General features: G+C 61.9%; 12 protein-coding genes. 4 read left to right on the top strand and 8 right to left on the bottom strand.

Translation table 11 applies throughout. The features are described from left to right. Window positions 1–85: 85 nt before the first annotated feature. From GA566_RS26085 to GA566_RS26105, 5 genes are read right to left on the bottom strand one after another with little or no spacing between them, the layout of a single operon-like run. The gene (locus GA566_RS26085) at window positions 86–1,048 is read right to left on the bottom strand and encodes a DUF6708 domain-containing protein (RefSeq protein ID WP_160474446.1); all 963 of its coding nucleotides are present in this window, start codon (window positions 1,046–1,048) and stop codon (window positions 86–88) included. Next, window positions 1,048–2,001 (bottom strand): DUF6708 domain-containing protein, encoded by a 954-nt coding sequence (locus GA566_RS26090; RefSeq protein WP_160474447.1) that lies wholly within the window; start codon window positions 1,999–2,001, stop codon window positions 1,048–1,050. The genes GA566_RS26085 and GA566_RS26090 overlap by 1 nt, the downstream gene beginning before the upstream one ends. Further along, a complete protein-coding gene (locus tag GA566_RS26095) occupies window positions 2,001–2,957 on the bottom strand; it encodes a DUF6708 domain-containing protein (RefSeq protein ID WP_160474448.1) in 957 nt (318 codons plus the stop codon). Before GA566_RS26095 ends, GA566_RS26090 begins: the two co-directional genes overlap by 1 nt. Continuing rightward, window positions 2,957–5,620, bottom strand: a complete 2,664-nt coding sequence (locus GA566_RS26100) for a T6SS effector BTH_I2691 family protein (RefSeq protein ID WP_160474449.1) — start codon at window positions 5,618–5,620, stop codon at window positions 2,957–2,959. Before GA566_RS26100 ends, GA566_RS26095 begins: the two co-directional genes overlap by 1 nt. Before the next feature lie 2 nt (window positions 5,621–5,622). Next, entirely contained in the window at window positions 5,623–6,543 is a 921-nt protein-coding gene (locus GA566_RS26105) for a DUF4123 domain-containing protein (protein WP_160474450.1), read from the bottom strand. Window positions 6,544–7,030: 487 nt separating this feature from the next. On the opposite strand from GA566_RS26105, the gene GA566_RS26110 reads away from it, so the two are divergent. After that, window positions 7,031–7,957, top strand: coding sequence for a hypothetical protein (locus GA566_RS26110; protein ID WP_160474451.1), 927 nt, complete (start codon window positions 7,031–7,033; stop codon window positions 7,955–7,957). Between the two features lie 137 nt (window positions 7,958–8,094). On the opposite strand, the gene GA566_RS26115 is transcribed toward GA566_RS26110, so the two are convergent. The 3 genes from GA566_RS26115 to GA566_RS26125 all read right to left on the bottom strand — a co-directional run bounded on the left by GA566_RS26115 (window position 8,095) and on the right by GA566_RS26125 (window position 12,240). Continuing rightward, window positions 8,095–8,595 (bottom strand): hypothetical protein, encoded by a 501-nt coding sequence (locus tag GA566_RS26115; protein WP_137927353.1) that lies wholly within the window; start codon window positions 8,593–8,595, stop codon window positions 8,095–8,097. A gap of 79 nt (window positions 8,596–8,674) precedes the next feature. Then, complete coding sequence (locus tag GA566_RS26120; RefSeq protein WP_160474452.1) at window positions 8,675–10,273, bottom strand: GMC family oxidoreductase; 1,599 nt, start codon at window positions 10,271–10,273, stop codon at window positions 8,675–8,677. Continuing rightward, the gene (locus GA566_RS26125; RefSeq protein WP_160474453.1) at window positions 10,270–12,240 is read right to left on the bottom strand and encodes a preprotein translocase subunit YajC; all 1,971 of its coding nucleotides are present in this window, start codon (window positions 12,238–12,240) and stop codon (window positions 10,270–10,272) included. Before GA566_RS26125 ends, GA566_RS26120 begins: the two co-directional genes overlap by 4 nt. Window positions 12,241–12,381: 141 nt before the next feature. On the opposite strand from GA566_RS26125, the gene GA566_RS26130 reads away from it, so the two are divergent. The 3 genes from GA566_RS26130 to GA566_RS26140 are packed head-to-tail and all read left to right on the top strand — an operon-like array spanning window position 12,382 to window position 15,924. Continuing rightward, a complete protein-coding gene (locus tag GA566_RS26130) occupies window positions 12,382–14,796 on the top strand; it encodes a molybdopterin cofactor-binding domain-containing protein (protein WP_160474454.1) in 2,415 nt (804 codons plus the stop codon). Then, window positions 14,778–15,233: a (2Fe-2S)-binding protein gene (locus GA566_RS26135; protein ID WP_137927357.1), complete on the top strand. Its 456-nt coding sequence runs from the start codon at window positions 14,778–14,780 to the stop codon at window positions 15,231–15,233. Before GA566_RS26130 ends, GA566_RS26135 begins: the two co-directional genes overlap by 19 nt. A 19-nt stretch (window positions 15,234–15,252) precedes the next feature. Beyond that, complete coding sequence (locus GA566_RS26140) at window positions 15,253–15,924, top strand: dihydrofolate reductase family protein (RefSeq protein ID WP_160474455.1); 672 nt, start codon at window positions 15,253–15,255, stop codon at window positions 15,922–15,924. Window positions 15,925–16,100: the final 176 nt, after the last annotated feature.

Consider the following 16,100-nt stretch of genomic DNA (forward strand, 5'->3'; position numbering starts at 1 on the left):
CGAGCATCGAAAGGATGCAAACTTCGGGGTTTGCATAGGCTCTACACGGGAGGGGGTGGTTTGGATGCAGGGGGAGGGGAAACCCTTAGGGCATTCGCGAGCAGATGATCTGCAAATCCCCTTTCTCGATCCCGGCGAACTCGATCTCGGGCGGGAACTTAGGCTCCACGCAGAGCAGCATGGCAATCCAGTGTAGTGCGGCACGCGCGAGATCAATCGGTGCAAGGCAAGGCAGCAAGATCCACCACAATGGACCGCCATGCAACAGCCGCTCGGGGTATAGGTAGAAGATTTCCAGAAGCGACATATGTGGCCACACGCCTTTCCATAATCGCAGTCGAGGTGTCGGCACCGTGTCGGGTCCCTCCTCCATATAGCGGCGGATGTATTCCCACCAGGCGCGGCCACGCGCAGCGTTGCCTGCGGCACGGCCCACGAAAATCAGGCCACGCGCTTGCGCGGCTTCCATGTCGACCCAGCCCATGACCAGCCGACCGCTGCTTTTCTCTGGTTCGTGGTCATCCAACGTCGCGATGACATCGTCCCAGTCGTAGGTGTTGATGCCACCGGCATGAGGGGGCTGATGGACATACACCTTTCGAGTGACGCGATGAAAGCGGATGAGCGTGCGGCGGGTGGTGAAGTAGTCTTTGCGGAGTAGGGGAAGAACGATACATTTGGAAAACCATAAAAGACCGCATAGCGTCAGCGACACAACCGTGACGAATAGGATGAGACCTTCCCACCTTGCTGCATCTTCTGGCATAGACAAGCGTTGAAGAACTTTTGTGATCGAGAGAACTAGCGCATAGATGCAAGCGCCGATCATTGCAAACGGGATGACACACACCGCGAAGCCAAACATCCCACGTTGCGCCTCGAACTGCCCGCACACTTCCAGATAGGTATCGTTCTTCTTGAATACCGACGCATTGGCAATCGGACGCGCTGCAGCACGCTCCTCATGTGGCATCGCTCCGGTATCCAGGCTGGTATCGACGTCGGGGGCTTCCTTCAAGCCGATCGCAATGATTTCCTCGACCAGCATCACTGACGCCCTACGACATCGACTGACACGGTTTGTCCCGCTTGGTCGATCTCGGGCGGGAACTTTGGCTCCACGCAGAGCAACATGGCCAGCCAGTGCAGTGCGGCACGCGCGAGATCAATCGGTGCAAGGCAAGGCAGCAAGATCCACCACAATGGACCGCCATGCAACAGCCGCTCGGGGTATAGGTAGAAGATTTCCAGAAGCGACATATGTGGCCACACGCCTTTCCATAATCGCAGTCGAGGTGTCGGCACCGTGTCGGGTCCCTCCTCCATATAGCGGCGGATGTATTCCCACCAGGCGCGGCCACGCGCAGCGTTGCCTGCGGCACGGCCCACGAAAATCAGGCCACGCGCTTGCGCGGCTTCCATGTCGACCCAGCCCATGACCAGCCGACCGCTGCTTTTCTCTGGTTCGTGGTCATCCAGCGTCGCGATGACATCGTCCCAGTCGTAGGTGTTGATGCCACCGGCATGAGGGGGCTGATGGACATACACCTTTCGAGTGACGCGATGAAAGCGGATGAGCGTGCGGCGGGTGGTGAAGTAGTCTTTGCGGAGTAGGGGGAGGGCGACGAGTTTGAAAAGCCATACGAGCCCCCACAGAGCCAAGGACGTAAATACGAGGAGAGAGCTCGAACCGTCGTCGTGAATGGATTGTCCACTGACAGACAGACGATGAATAACATCGGCACTTGTGATAAACCAGAAATACAGGAAATTGCTAATAAGCCATATCGGGATCGCACACACCGCGAAACCAAACATCCCACGTTGCGCCTCGAACTGCCCGCACACTTCCAGATAGGTATCGTTCTTCTTGAATACCGACGCATTGGCAATCGGACGCGCTGCAGCACGCTCCTCATGTGGCATCGCTCCGATATCCAGACTGGTATCGACATCGGGGGCTTCCTTCAAGCCGATCGCAATGATTTCCTCGACCAGCATCACTGACGCCCTACGACATCGACTGACACGGTTTGTCCCGCTTGCTCGATCTCGGGCGGGAACTTTGGCTCCACGCAGAGCAGCATGGCAATCCAGTGTAGTGCGGCACGCGCGAGATCAATCGGTGCAAGGCAAGGCAGCAAGATCCACCACAATGGACCGCCATGCAACAGCCGCTCGGGATATAGGTAGAAGATTTCCAGAAGCGACATATGTGGCCACACGCCTTTCCATAGTCGCAGTCGAGGTGTCGGCACCGTGTCGGGTCCTTCCTCCATATAGCGGCGGATGTATTCCCACCAGGCGCGGCCACGCGCAGCGTTGCCTGCGGCACGGCCCACGAAAATCAGGCCACGCGCTTGCGCGGCTTCCATGTCGACCCAGCCCATGATCAGCCGACCGCTGCTTTTCTCTGGCTCGTGGTCGTCCAGCGTCGCGATGACATCGTCCCAGTCGTAGGTGTTGATGCCACCGGCATGAGGGGGCTGATGGACATACACCTTTCGAGTGACGCGATGAAAGCGGATGAGCGTGCGACGGGTGGTGAAGTAGTCTTTGCGGAGCAGGGGGAGGGCAAGCCGTTTGACCGCCCATACCACTGCGCTGAGCAGAAAAATCATGAGAACTAGAACGAACAAGGTCGCTCCTCGACTGGCGACGACATCTCCCGATTCCGTAACTCCTTTTACAAGGCTTACCGCTAGGATGCGTACCCCATCGCTCAAAAAGCCGATCACTCCAAGCGGAATAACAGAAACCGCGAAACCAAACATCCCACGTTGCGCCTCGAACTGCCCGCACACTTCCAGATAGGTATCGTTCTTCTTGAATACCGACGCATTGGCAATCGGACGCGCTGCAGCACGCTCCTCATGTGGCATCGCTCCGGTATCCAGGCTGGTATCGACGTCGGGGGCTTCCTTCAAGCCGATCGCAATGATTTCCTCGACCAGCATCACTGACCTCCTGGCGCGGCGTGCGGCATTAAAGGTCTGCCGATCCGTTCCCCCTTTCTGTTGTGAGGGATCAGCGCCTGTATCGCGCTCTGAAACTCATAGTCTTCCTGGTCCCAACTTTCGTAAGGCTTGCCAGCGCTCTTGTCATGAACCATGGTTCCCAAGAGACCTCGATAAGTCTCGATTGGCTTGCGAAGATTGCATCGCGTCAGCCACACCTGCATCGGATCGTCTCGTACTCTCATGAGCATCAAGTCGCTCAATTGATATCCGATTAGCAGCCAACCAAAGAAGCCAGACAGAGCTTCGGCTGCGGTACGTAGCGCCACACCGGCAAGGACGCGATGTGCTATTGGCCGTAGGGAATGTGCGGTGATTTTCTGGCCCCACCCGTCAACGACATTTCCAAGCAACTTTGGCCCCAAAATCTTGCCCACCCTTTGTAACAAAGGTCCGCTGTATAGCACTCCAACATATATCGAACCGAGTGCTGCAGCGCCGTTCAGGAAGCTCTTAACGAACAATGCGGTAGCCGCGAACTCTCTACCATCAAGGAGAGCCGCTGTCGCATCCTCAAACGCCTCCACCGCCATCAGCCCCGCCGCCATCCCCCCGAGCATCCCGTTGGTCAGCGACAGATGCTGGATCCACGCCGAGCCGTTGCGCACCACCTTCATCAGATTCGCGCTCGTGATGGCAACCGCTGCGGAAGTTGCAGCCATGGCGGCGTACAACTCCCGGCGCTCGCGTGTATTTAGACCCTTGCCCGACGCGGCGCGCAACTTGTTGCCGAGGTTCCAGAGTTCGATCAACGCCAGCACTGCCCCAAGGCGTGCTGCCCCGAGGTTGGTGTTCTTCGGATCAAGATTCGCTGCCTTGAGCTTCTGATGCATACGATTCGCTTCGTCGTAGTGGACGCCTGGATTGGAACCGTAGCTGGCATTGAACACACCAATCACCATATCCGTCATTCCCTGCATGAATGCGTGGGCGCCGCCGCGCAGGTACAGCAGGAACGCGTAGAACTTGGTGATGGCACCATTGAGTGGTTGGATGGCGGCCTGGCCGATGGTGCAACAGAGCTGGGCGCCAGCGACGAACTTGGCCGCTACACCGCCCATACCCGGTGGAAGCCTGCCGCGATCCGCCAACGCGGCAATGCTCCCGGCCTTGTCGAACGTCCCCACAATATTCGCTACCATCGTTTGCAGGTGAGCGGTGTCGATATCGGACTTTCCCTGCAGACTCTTCGCGATTCGCCTGAAGTCCTCCGTGGCAGCCTGCTGGTTGAACAGGAGTTGACGATTGATCAGATTGCCGCGCCTGATCTCCATATCCGTGGCCCACGCTCGCAGCAGCGCCTGCCCGCCCTTGGATATCCCCATGCCATAAGTACACAGCGACACCTGATACGCGAACAGCACGCCGCCATTCACATCGTTCTTGCCATACCAATCCAGGGCGTCAAGCAGCGCGGAGCTGGTTATCCACGATTTCAGGTCAGTAAAGCGCTTTTCCGCATCCGCGAACTTCGAGCCGAGCTGATTGTTGAACTGTGAGATCAATCTGGTACGCGCCGCTTCGTCATAGCGGGACTCGTAGCGCGCCCAGTCATCCTTTCGCGCGTTCTGTTCCCAGGCTTGCGGATTCTTCTTCCACTGCAGATAGGCGGGGTTGGGGGCCACCGTGGCAGTGATCGGGTCATAATCGGCGCTGCCGGGAGGCACCACCCGTTGGGTGAGGATATGGTTCTTGAATCCTTCGATACGAAACGAAGTCTGCAATGCCCATTCCTGCGGTTTGATAACCGCTTCGATGTCTTCCTCGACCGCGCGCATCGAGCGGTTCAATTCCTGCGCGATGCCGACGGGGTCCCACAGCACCACGGCCGGTGACTTTGTTTCTTCCAGCCTTTTGATCAGGTTCGTGAGGCGCTGGCCGTGTGCGTCGAAGTCAGGCGCGTCCACCCCAGGTCCACCCATCAGGGGATAGAGCTGGCGATTGATCTGAACCTGTCCTTTTCGTCGCAGCGTGTTTGCCGCGATGTCGCCAGCGTCGACTTCATTCAGCTTGAACTCGGCCACCCATTGCGTCAGTTCGCTTGCCCGCAGCGTGTGAACCTGCCCGTTCCATCCCTTCGGGGACAGGGTCTGCATGCCGAGCCGGTCCCTGGCGCGCTGTTCGAGCATGGCCGCCGGCACGATATCGGGCGAGAACAGCATGTGGATGGCCGAGACTTCCTCGATCCGGTCAATCGAGACCAGAGAGGCGCCAACACCATCGGTGGCCAGATCGCACGTGAATGGCACCTGCGCCGGCGATGGAAAGCCGATCGGGAACTGCGCCAGCATGCCGCCGGGGGTGACGGCGTAGCCCTGCCATTGCGGACCACGCTTTCGTTCGACCAGCACGTACAGGTAGCCCTCACGCAGCAGGCGTACGGCGTAGCGCGACTCGCCCACGGTCTTGTCCGTGACATTTGCGCCCAGTGTCGACGCCAGGTCAGGCCATTGGCCGGCCGGAGCATTGCACACCACGGCATAGCGCAGTGGCAGGAATGTGTACCCCTTGGGCTTGCAGAATCGGCAATGCTTCCTGCCGCCCATCTGACCTGGCAACACCGATTCTTCCATGAGTTCGGAGATATTTTCGGGCGTGCTCATGTTTATGGCACCGGACGACCAAAGCGCTGGGCGATGTCTTGCCAGACATCGTTCGATAACGACTTCAGTGCTTCCAACAACGTGGTTTTCTGGCTGTTGCAATCCGCTATTGCCGCTATCACCTCGGGATGCTGATCGAAGTCCCTTGAGAACAGAAAGGCGAACAAGGCAAACGTGATGGCATCTTCCAGGGAAGTCAGCCCATGTCGGGCCGCGCGGACGAGCAATACGTCCACGTCTGCCTGCTTGTCCGCAGGCAGTGGTACGCCCTTGTGTTTCTCGATAATGTCGATCGTCCGATTGAGTGCACCGATGCGATCGATTGACGCCCATTGCTCTGCCGTTGCGGATATGGATGCCGAGACGCCATGACGCGGTGGCTGGGTCTGCAAGTTTGCAAACGTTCCGGCGCGATCCATGGCAAACCAGTATTCGACGGGGCCAAGCAACTTTGACCGTTGGCCGGCGTCAAGGATCACGTTCAAGCGGGGCAACACACGCGGATCGTAGTAGCGGAGGCATACCGGCTCCCGTCTCGCGTTACGCTGCTGCATGGCGGTAACGAGATGGGATGACAGGTCCAATGGCGTGACGCGAGAAAAAAGCCATCCGCAAATCGCAGTGTTGGGGATGGCAATGTCTTGCGGGTCGTCGACGGCGCCGGCGCATATCAGGGAGTCCTCCAGCACGTCGTCCCGCGATGCGTCGAGCAAGAACAATCGAGGACTTGTCAGCGCACTGTCGCGAGCCGGTCGGTAGGGGAGTATCCACTGCTTATCGGAGGGAACACGCTCGGCCCAGTACGCAAGAGGCGTGCTTCCAGCCAGCGGATCTACGACAAGATAGACGTGCCCGAAGTCTTCCAGGTCACGCAGGCTGCGGAATGTTCCGAGTACGTTGGAGGCGAGGTTCATCGTATTCATTGTTTGACCTCCTCGGCGCTGCCTTGCGCAAGAGGGCCATGGCCTGAAGTGCCGCACGCCCTTCCAAAGCGGTAGCCAGCGCCAGATGACACCGCCCAGTGCGGGGTCGCAGGTGGTGTCGTTATCCCGCCAGTTCCGCGCGCAACCTGTTCCTTCGCCATGTTCCGAGACCTCCGTTCGTCGGATGAGTATTCGGCGTCAAACCTGTTCCAGTGACGCCCATCCCACCACTCGCGGGGTCGCACCTTACGCCGAATTCCATGTGCTGAGAACGGTCCATTTGCCGTGTTAGCAGCCGCTGATCAAGGAAACTGCAAAATCAATTTTTGGCGATGACCTGTTTGCAGAAAACGTGGCTCCCCTAGCCCGGTTTAGCCCCCCTGCCTACCATCCACAGGTCTATTCAATCTTCTGACTGGTACCCGGCGTGTGATTCGTTGTCTACCCTGTGGGTCTCGTCAGGGGGATCGAGAACAAGGAGCGCGCCGTGAAGACCATTGCCGGGCCGTTGGCCGCCTGCATGCTTGTCTTGGGTTGCAGCACATCGACGCCGAAGCCGGGGCCGATGCCCGATACGCAGAGTGGCAAGCCCAAGCGGGCCGCGCAGGGTTGGGTGGGAGCGCATCGGGACTGGATGTCCGACAAGGAACTGGCGGCGATCTTGTCGCAGGCCGAGTATCGCCAGGTGCGGGAATTGCTGGCATCGCCGCAGTGTGTCGAACCGGCGCCGAGGTCTGCCGGCAAAGGGGCCAGTGCGTCGGGGGCCTTTCTCGCTTCGGCATCGCGCGATGTCATCGACATGACAGCCGCGCGCAGCGGGTCGGCATCCGCACCTGCACAGCGCGAGGGGCTGGATGCTAGCAGCGTCGATGTGGGATTCTCCGCCGCAGGATTCCGGGGGATACGTTGCGTGGTCTTCGCGCGGTATGCCGTCGGTGATGCGCCGTCGCGTCCCGGACTGCTGGCCGTGCTCGGTATCGAGCAACGGTTCGATGAAGGCAAGTTCACCGATTACTTCCGCTTCCGGCCACTCTACGTACGCGCTGGCAATACGATTGCGCGGACTGCGGGTGCCGATCCGAAAATCACGGTGTCCTTCGCGCTCGTGGCGCGCCAACTCGTGGTGAGCAGCGCGGGCGCGGCGACGTTTGCCGAACTCGGCGCCGCCACGGTGTCTGTGCCACGCGTGGCTGTGGCTGGCGACGCTGCGGCATGTGGCGCGACGCCGTGCTTTGGCATGTCGGCACCCATTCCCGTGCCGGTGGCGCGTGGCACTGTGGTACTTGCGATCGGTGTCAGCGAAGCGGGCGATACCGGCGCGGATATCGATCAGTCCGCTGCGGAGCAGGCGGCGGTCAGGGCTGCGCTTGGTCCGGCCATGCCGGTGTTGCCGGGACGCAAGCCGGTGAAATGATGCGCGAAGCGGCGTCGCATTGGGGGAATCGGGACGATTGAGGGCTTGCAGGAAGCTGATGGAATTTGAGCGGCTTGGCCCTCTCCCCCGGCCCCTCTCCCGCAATGCGGGAGAGGGGAGAAAACCAACAGCACCGTCTAACCCCGGATCTTCCCGAAGCCACCTTCGGCCCAGCGCGCCGCGCTGTCGCGGGTCAACTTGAAATCTGGCCGGACGGTTGTCGTGCCGAGCGTATCGCCGAAGCGGTTGGTGGCCGTCAGTGTGCCGAACGGTTCGAATTCATCGGGGGTGATAACGAGCCGCACTTCCAGGGTGTCGGATTCGTGTTCGATCGTCACCTGTTTGTTGAGCTGGCCGTGCAGTTGCTGTTCGTGGCGGCGAATCACTTCGCTCGCCGTCTTGACCAGTGTCTGGTGCGCGGTGGCGTCGAGTGGCTTGGGGTCCACCTTGTTGCGGCCCATCGTCCACGGCCCGACGAGCGCGGGTTCGGCGCTGCCATCACGGATCATCTCGACGGCCCAGCCGTCGCCATCTTCGTTCTTGATGACCCGTGCGGTCCATCCCTTGTCGCGCCAGAGCCGGGGTTCGTGGATGCGGGAGGCGTCGTCCTCCGCGGCCATCGTGTCACTGTGATCCATTGAGCTTGCCACCTGTCCATGCCGATGCATTCTGCGAGGCGACGAATTTTAACGCAGACCGCTGCCGACCTCATCCGCCTCAGCCCGATTCGCGCAGGAGCAGCGCCACGCTCCGCTCTGCCAGCGCAGCGATAGTGCGCGAGGGGTTGAGCCCGAGCGGGCGCGGTACGATGGCGCCATCCATGACGTAGAGGCCGGCGTAGCCGAATACACGGCCCTGTGCATCCACCACGCCGTCGCCGATATGGTTTCCCATATTGCAGCCGCCCAGCGGATGCGGCGTGATGAGGTTATGCAGCAGCCGCCAGGTGGGCGGCACCCAGGGATCGCCGCCCGTGGCGTGCGACAGGCGGGTATGGGCTGCAATCATCGATTCGATGACGGCCACCGAGGCGCGGTATGACCACTGCATGTCGAGCGTGTGGCGCCATGGCGCATACCACTTGCGGCACAGCCGCAGTTGACCATCGCCAGGGTCAACGGCCTGGCCGAACCACGGCATCATGTGTTCGAGCGGATCGCCATCGTCAATCAGTCCGCCGATCTCCTTCCACAACATGCGTAGCTTTCCACGCGGCAAACGTCGCAGCCGGCGACGAATGTAGTTGCCGGCGAGATTCGGAATGCCGCCGTCTTCCACGAATAGCGACTGGCCACCGGGACCACTGCGGTCGAGCAGGTCGATCACGGCAGAGATGGTGACGCCATGGGCGGGCGACACCATCCGCTGGTCGTAGAACGCCGGTGTCACGAAATCACCGTTGTGCGCCCAGCCGTGGCCAAGGCGCCGGGAGAGCGCGGGCAGCGTGCGATGCTCGTCCCGGCAACGCAGCAGCAGTTCTGTGCTGCCGATGGAGCCAGCGGCGAGAATGACGCGCGTGGCAGTGGCCTCGCCCGGTTCCCGGCGTTCGCGGTCCACGTCGATCCTGTCGAAGCGTACGCGCCAGCCTTGCGCCATCGGCTCGATCCGGGTGACTACATGCAGCGGCCGGATTTCCGCGCCGTGGTCCACCGCCACCGCCAGGTAGTTGAGATCGAGCGTGTTCTTGGCCGAGACCTGGCACCCCACGTCGCAGTTGCCGCAATGCACGCATGTTCCTTGCCATCGGCCATGCCGGTTCAGGAATCGTTCGGAATGACGATCACTGCGCGCATCGTGCAAATCGGCGCGCCAGTGCGGAGAGAACGTGACGGCCAGCGGCAGCTTGCGAAAACGTTCGCTCCAGCCGCAGGCCTCGGCACCTTCGCGCAGCAGCAACGCGCGCTCGCTGAGCTGATCGTCGGGAACGGTTGCGACATCGAGCATCGCGCCCACGGTGTCGTAGTAGTCCTTGAGCGATGCGTAAGTGATATCTACGGGCCAGCCTTGCGCGAAGGTGTCCGGGGACGCCTCCACCGAAACGTTCGCGTAGATCAGCGACCCGCCACCGACCCCAGCGCCGGCAATCACCCACACGTCGTCGAACGCGCGGATATCGGCCCATCCGTTGAATCGGTGCGGCCGTCGCTGGCTCCACAACCACGGGTCGTGTTCGTCGCGCGGATAGGTAGCAGGCGTCCACGCCCTGCCGCGTTCGAGCACCAATACCTTGCGCCCGGCCAGCGCCAATCGACAGGCGGACACCGCGCCCCCGAAGCCGCTGCCAATGACGATCGCATCGTAGGCGCCGGCATTCATGGCGATGTCCGTTGTGGATGCCGATGCACGACGATGGGTGCCTCGATGCGCTGTATCGCCATCGGCGGTGGCGTCTCACCACTGGCGGGAACGAAGCGCGGACCCCGCGCGTCGGGATTCGCACGCAGTCGCCACGTGTGGCCAAATTTCCGCAATGCCTGCACACCTTGGCCGAGCGACCAGCGACGGCAAACCGATTCGAGCTTGAGCGGATGAATGGTCAGCGTGTCCGCATCGAAGCGCATCCGAAGCAGGCACTTGTAGTCGTCGATGCCCTGCGATGAAAACACTTCCTCCATGTGCAGACCCCAGAGCCGATTGGCCAGCACCATCCAGATGCCGAACAGCAGGCCGCCCAACAGGCCACCCACGAACAGGATCTCGATCAGCAGCAACGGCACCAGTCGCCAGTCGGCGGCATGGATGCCGAAGTGATGCACGTTGATGCGCGTGAACACCCACAGCAGCGCGAAGGCGAGTGCGACATGCAGCAAACCGTGCAAGGCACCGGCGAGTCCGTCCAGCGAAAAGAGCCCCTTCGGGCCCCGCGTCGCCAGGGCGGCAAAGAACGCGACGATGGCGAGGATGAACAGCACCGATGACGGACTGCGTGCCAGCGCCCGCAGCAACAATCGCCAGACATCGGGAGTCTGCGCGAAGCCGACCTCCACCTGCGAGAGTGCCGCCATCAGTCCGCCGCTACCGATCATCGAGCCTGCCGGGGGCGTGGCGCTGTGCAGTATCCAGTCGAGCAGGAAATACAGCAGCGCCACCAGTGCGCAGAAGCTGGCGTTGCGCGCGGGCAGTTGCCACGCACGATCGCGCAGACGACGTGAGGTGGCCTTGTCCGGATAGACCGAATCGGCGAGTCGATAGTGCTGACGCGTGGCGCCGATGGAAATCGGGGAAGGCGTCTCCGGCAACTGATGCGTGCCATGCAGGAACGCGCCACCCCCGCCACAGGTAAAACGTTCGGGGCCATCGGTGCCGGTGCGCGGCGTGTAGCGCGCGTAGTGATGCATGTCACCGGCAAGAACCACAGCCAGATGGTCACCGAGCAAGAGCTCGATGCGGCTCAGGCTCCGGAAGCGGGGCGTGCGGGTTTCCATGGTCGGCAGTGTGCGACGTTGCGAACGTGCGACGCGCTGCATCTCGTCGATCCAGCTCGGCTCGGGCGTGCATAGCACCACGCGGTCGCCAGGGGCAAGCTTTGCATGCATCCCCCTGAAATACTCGTACTGCTGCCGGTCGATTTCGGATTCGAGTTGCAGGTCCAGGCCCCAGATCCACCATCCATGCGGCAATTGCAGGACGTAGTAGCTCGTCCGCTGGGCCGTGCGCCATCCGCCGATGGGTTCCCCGATGCAGAACAACTGGGCAAAGCCGCGCAGGCCGTCATACCAGTCATGGTTGCCAGGCGTGGCCACCATCAACGGCGCATCGGGTACGACGATGGGGATTTCGCTGTTGGCCGTGGCGTCCGCTGGGACGGGCGCGGGAAACGCGGCGCGGAACGGATCGAGAAAGCGGGTGCGATAGCCGCTGTTGGCCGGCGTGGGATAGACCTGATCGCCGCCAAGCAGCAGCACCCCGGCGCGTGGCAGGGCCTGGTTCTCGCCTTGCAGATGCACGGGTTGGCTCACGCACAGCGCCATCGAATAGGTAGAGTGCCAGCCGTCGCCGGTATCCGCGAGATAGTCGACCCAGGTGGCGCCATCGCTGCCCGCGCTAACTTGCATGGGTGGGTTCGACACGGCGGGATTGAGCGCGGCCTGCACGGCGCGCGCATCGGCAAAGGCGCCAATGATTTGCGCCACGGCCACGCGGACCGCCGTCATGAGCAACTGAAGTGGACTCAGCCAGTTGACCATGGGCTCGTGCGTGTAAAGCTCGATGCGGCCCGTGACGGAAGATGCCGTATCCGCTGGCACCGCCGGCGTCGGGTCGTGCGGCGTTGCTTCAGGCATGAAATGGCGCCTCGCGATCATCGATAACATCACCTAATATAGGTGATCGAAAGACACGATCATTCCGATTTGCAAATCGGAGACACATAGGCAGGGTTCCGGGGACTTTGGGGGTCAAACGCGGGGGAGGCTGAGAACTTCATGCTCAGTCGTAGAACCTTTCTGATCGGCGGCGCGGGGGCTGCTGCCGCAGGCACGCTGGCGGTGGGCTGGGCGTTGTTTCGTCCCGACCATCGGCTGGAAAGCCGCACCGCGTCCGCTGGATCGTCCGATACGCAGATACCGCTGAACGGCTGGGTCATCATCGGCACGGATAACCGCGTAACGGTGGTGATGAGCAAGGCCGAGATGGGGCAGGGCATCCACACTGGTGCGGCCATGCTGCTGGCCGAGGAACTCGATGCGGACTGGACCCAGGTACGCGTGGTGCAATCCCCCATCGACCGCATCTATATCAACCGCGAAAACATCGTCAACGGACTGCCCTATCGCGATGACGATCCGCGCGAGCATGTGGAGTTCATTCGCGACTTCGCGCGTCGTACCACGCGTTACTTTGGCTCGATGGTGACCGGTGGGTCCACCAGCATCCAGGACCTGTGGATGCCGATGCGCGAAGCCGGGGCATCGGCCCGCGCGATGCTTTGCACGGCGGCGGCGAACCTGTGGGGCGTGCCGGTGGAAGCATGCGTAGCCAAGGCCGGTGTCGTGTCGCACGCCGCGTCGAAACGATCCGCCACGTTCGGTCAGCTTGTGCCGTTGGCACGCGATTTGTCACAGCCGTATTCGCCCACGCTCAAGACGCCGGCAGCCTACGTGTTGATCGGCAAGAGTCCGAAGCGGATCGAAGGCCAGGCCAAGCTCGATGGCAGCCTGCGTTTCGGTATCGACATCGGTCCTGCCGATCTGCCGAGAAAGACGGAAGGGGGCCAACCCGTCGACTTGCTCTATGCCAGCGTGTTGATGTGTCCGACGCTAGGCGGTGGCCCCAAGTCACGCGATGTGTCGATCAAGGATGTGAAGGGCGTGCATGGCTGCTTTGTGGTCGATGGCTACAACGGTGGCACGGCCGGTGTGGCCGTGATTGCGGATAACCCATTCATCGCCATGCGCGCACTATGCAATCTGCCAGTGGAATGGGACCACGGCGAGGCGGCGAAACTCAACACTGCCGACATCATGCAGACGCTGGAGCGCGCCATCGACGACACATCGCGCGTGACTTACTACGAGGCGGGCGATGCGGATGCAGCACTGAAACGCGGCAAGGTGCTGCAGATGCGCTATACCGTGCCCTACCTCGCGCATGGTGCATTGGAGCCGATCAACTGCACGGCGCTGGTGGACGGTGGGCATGCCACGGTGTGGGTCTCCACGCAGGTGCCACAGGCCGCGCGCAAGGCGGTGGCGGATGCCTTGGGAATCGGCGTGAACGACGTGACCGTGCATCAGGCGTATCTCGGCGGGGCCTTCGGCCGGCGCCTTGAAGTCGACTACGTGGCGCAGGCCGCCGTCATTGCCGCGCAGATGAAAGGCCGTGCCGTGCAGACGATATGGTCGCGGCCACAGGACATGACGCACGATTTCTATCGCCCTGCGTGCGTGGCGAAGTTCAGCGGATCGCTCGATGCCGAGGGCAACCTTGCGGCATGGCATGCGGTGTCGGCCAGCCAGTCCGTGACCGAACAGGTGCTGCCGCGTACGTACGGCGTACCGGAATTCCTTGCACGCCATATGCCCGATGGCACGATGGCCGAAGGCGGCTTTGACATCCCGTACGAATGCCCGAACGTGAGCGTCGCGCACACGCGTGTGGATCTGCCGATTCCCGTGGGCTACTGGCGCTCGGTCGGACATTCGCACCAGGCGTTTTTCGTGGAAGGCTTTCTCGACGAGATGGCGGCGGCAGCAGGCAAGGACCCGATCGATTTTCGCTTGGCGCTGCTCGGCAAGCCTGAACATCGGCGGCATGCGGCGGTGTTGCGCGCGCTGATCGATTTCGCGGGCTGGCGACAACCGCGCAAGTGGAAGGATCGATCCGGCACGGAGTTCGCGCGCGGCATGGCGATGCATGTGTCGTTCGACAGCATCGTGGCGCAGGTGGCGGAGGTACGCCGCGAGACGGCCAGCGAGGGGAGCGCCGGATTTCGTGTGACGCGCGTGTTCTGCGTGGTGGACTGCGGGCTGGCGATTCATCCGGACATGGTGGTGCAGCAGATGGAGAGTGGCATCGTCTTCGGACTCTCGGCGGCGCTGCAGCAGGCGGTGACGATTCGCAACGGACAGGTGGAGCAGCACTATTTCAGCGAGGTGCCGTTGATCGATATCGAGACATGTCCGGAGATCCGCACGCGCGTCATGACCGGCACTGGCAACCTGCCGCATGGTGTGGGTGAAGCCGGGACGCCTCCTATCGCCCCGGCTGTCGCAAACGCGGTCGCGCTGCTGACCAGCAAACGTCCATACAGTCTGCCGTTGACGGCACCGCCGGCATTACCGGAAGCCGAGCGCACGCAGGAAGGAGACAGGTGGTGCCAATGGTGCAAGTCACTCTGAACGGCAAGACCGTCACGGTCAACTCGGCACCCGATACGCCGCTGCTGTGGGTGTTGCGCTGCGAACTGGGTCTGACGGGTACGAAGTTTGGATGCGGCGTGGGCATCTGCGGCGCGTGTACCGTGCTGGTGGGCAAGGAACCCAAGCCGGCATGCCGCGAACTGGTCAAGGGCATCAACAATGCGCGCGTGACGACGATCGAAGGACTCGACGGCCCCGTCGCCGATGCGTTGCGCAAGGCATGGATCGCATGCGATGTGGTGCAGTGCGGCTACTGTCAGAGTGCGCAGTTGATTGCGGCAGCGGCGTTGCTGACGCGGCGGCGCGCACCGAGCGACGCCGACATCAATGCTGCGATGAAGGACATTGCGTGCCGCTGCGGCACGTTCCCGCGCATCCGGCGCGCGATCCATATGGCGGCCAGTGCGCTGCGATGAATGTGAACGGAGACAACGAATGAGAAAACTGATCGCTTCCACCTTCGTATCGCTCGACGGCGTCATGCAGGCGCCGGGCGGTCCCGAGGAAGATCCCACCGGCGGATTCGCGCATGGCGGCTGGACCTTTCCGTACTGGGACGAGGTGATGGGGCGCTCGATGAAGGGCCTCGACGGCAAGGACCGTGAGCTGGTGCTGGGACGCCGCACCTACGAGATCTTCGACGGCTACTGGCCTTATCAGCCCGCAGATAGCGAGATCGCGCAAACGCTCAATGCGGCGAGAAAGCACGTGGCATCGCGCACGTTGAAACAGGTCACGTGGAATAACTCGACGCTGCTGGGCGACGACGTGCCCAAGGCGGTGGCCGCGCTGAAGGCGCAGGCGGGACAGGACCTGCAGATCATCGGCAGCGGCAACCTGATTCAGACACTGCAGAACGCGGGACTGATCGACGAATACAACGTGTGGACGTTTCCTGTCGTGCTCGGTCGCGGCAAGCGGTTGTTCGAATCTGGCGCGAGACCGGAGGAACTGAAGCTGGTCGACTCGTTGCACTCCACGACGGGGGTGGTGCTGAGTACCTACGTGCCCGCGGGCGAAGTACGGGTAGGCACGTTCGAGACGATCGAACCGAGCGAGAAGGAACAGGCGCGACGGAAGCGGATGGCGGGTGGGGCGAATTGGTAGAGCAAGCGAGCTCGCAGCATATGACTGACCCCTGGATTTTCTCCCCTCTCCCGCGCGCGGGAGAGGGGCGGGGGAGAGGGCAGGGTGGTGCAAAATGCGAGGTGGTCGGCAAGCAGAGCCGCTGGCCCTCTCCCCCAACCCCTCTCCCACTTCGCGGGAGAGGGGAGAAAACCGGC

Source organism: Cupriavidus sp. SW-Y-13, from assembly GCF_009793345.1.
Classification (GTDB): domain Bacteria; phylum Pseudomonadota; class Gammaproteobacteria; order Burkholderiales; family Burkholderiaceae; genus Cupriavidus.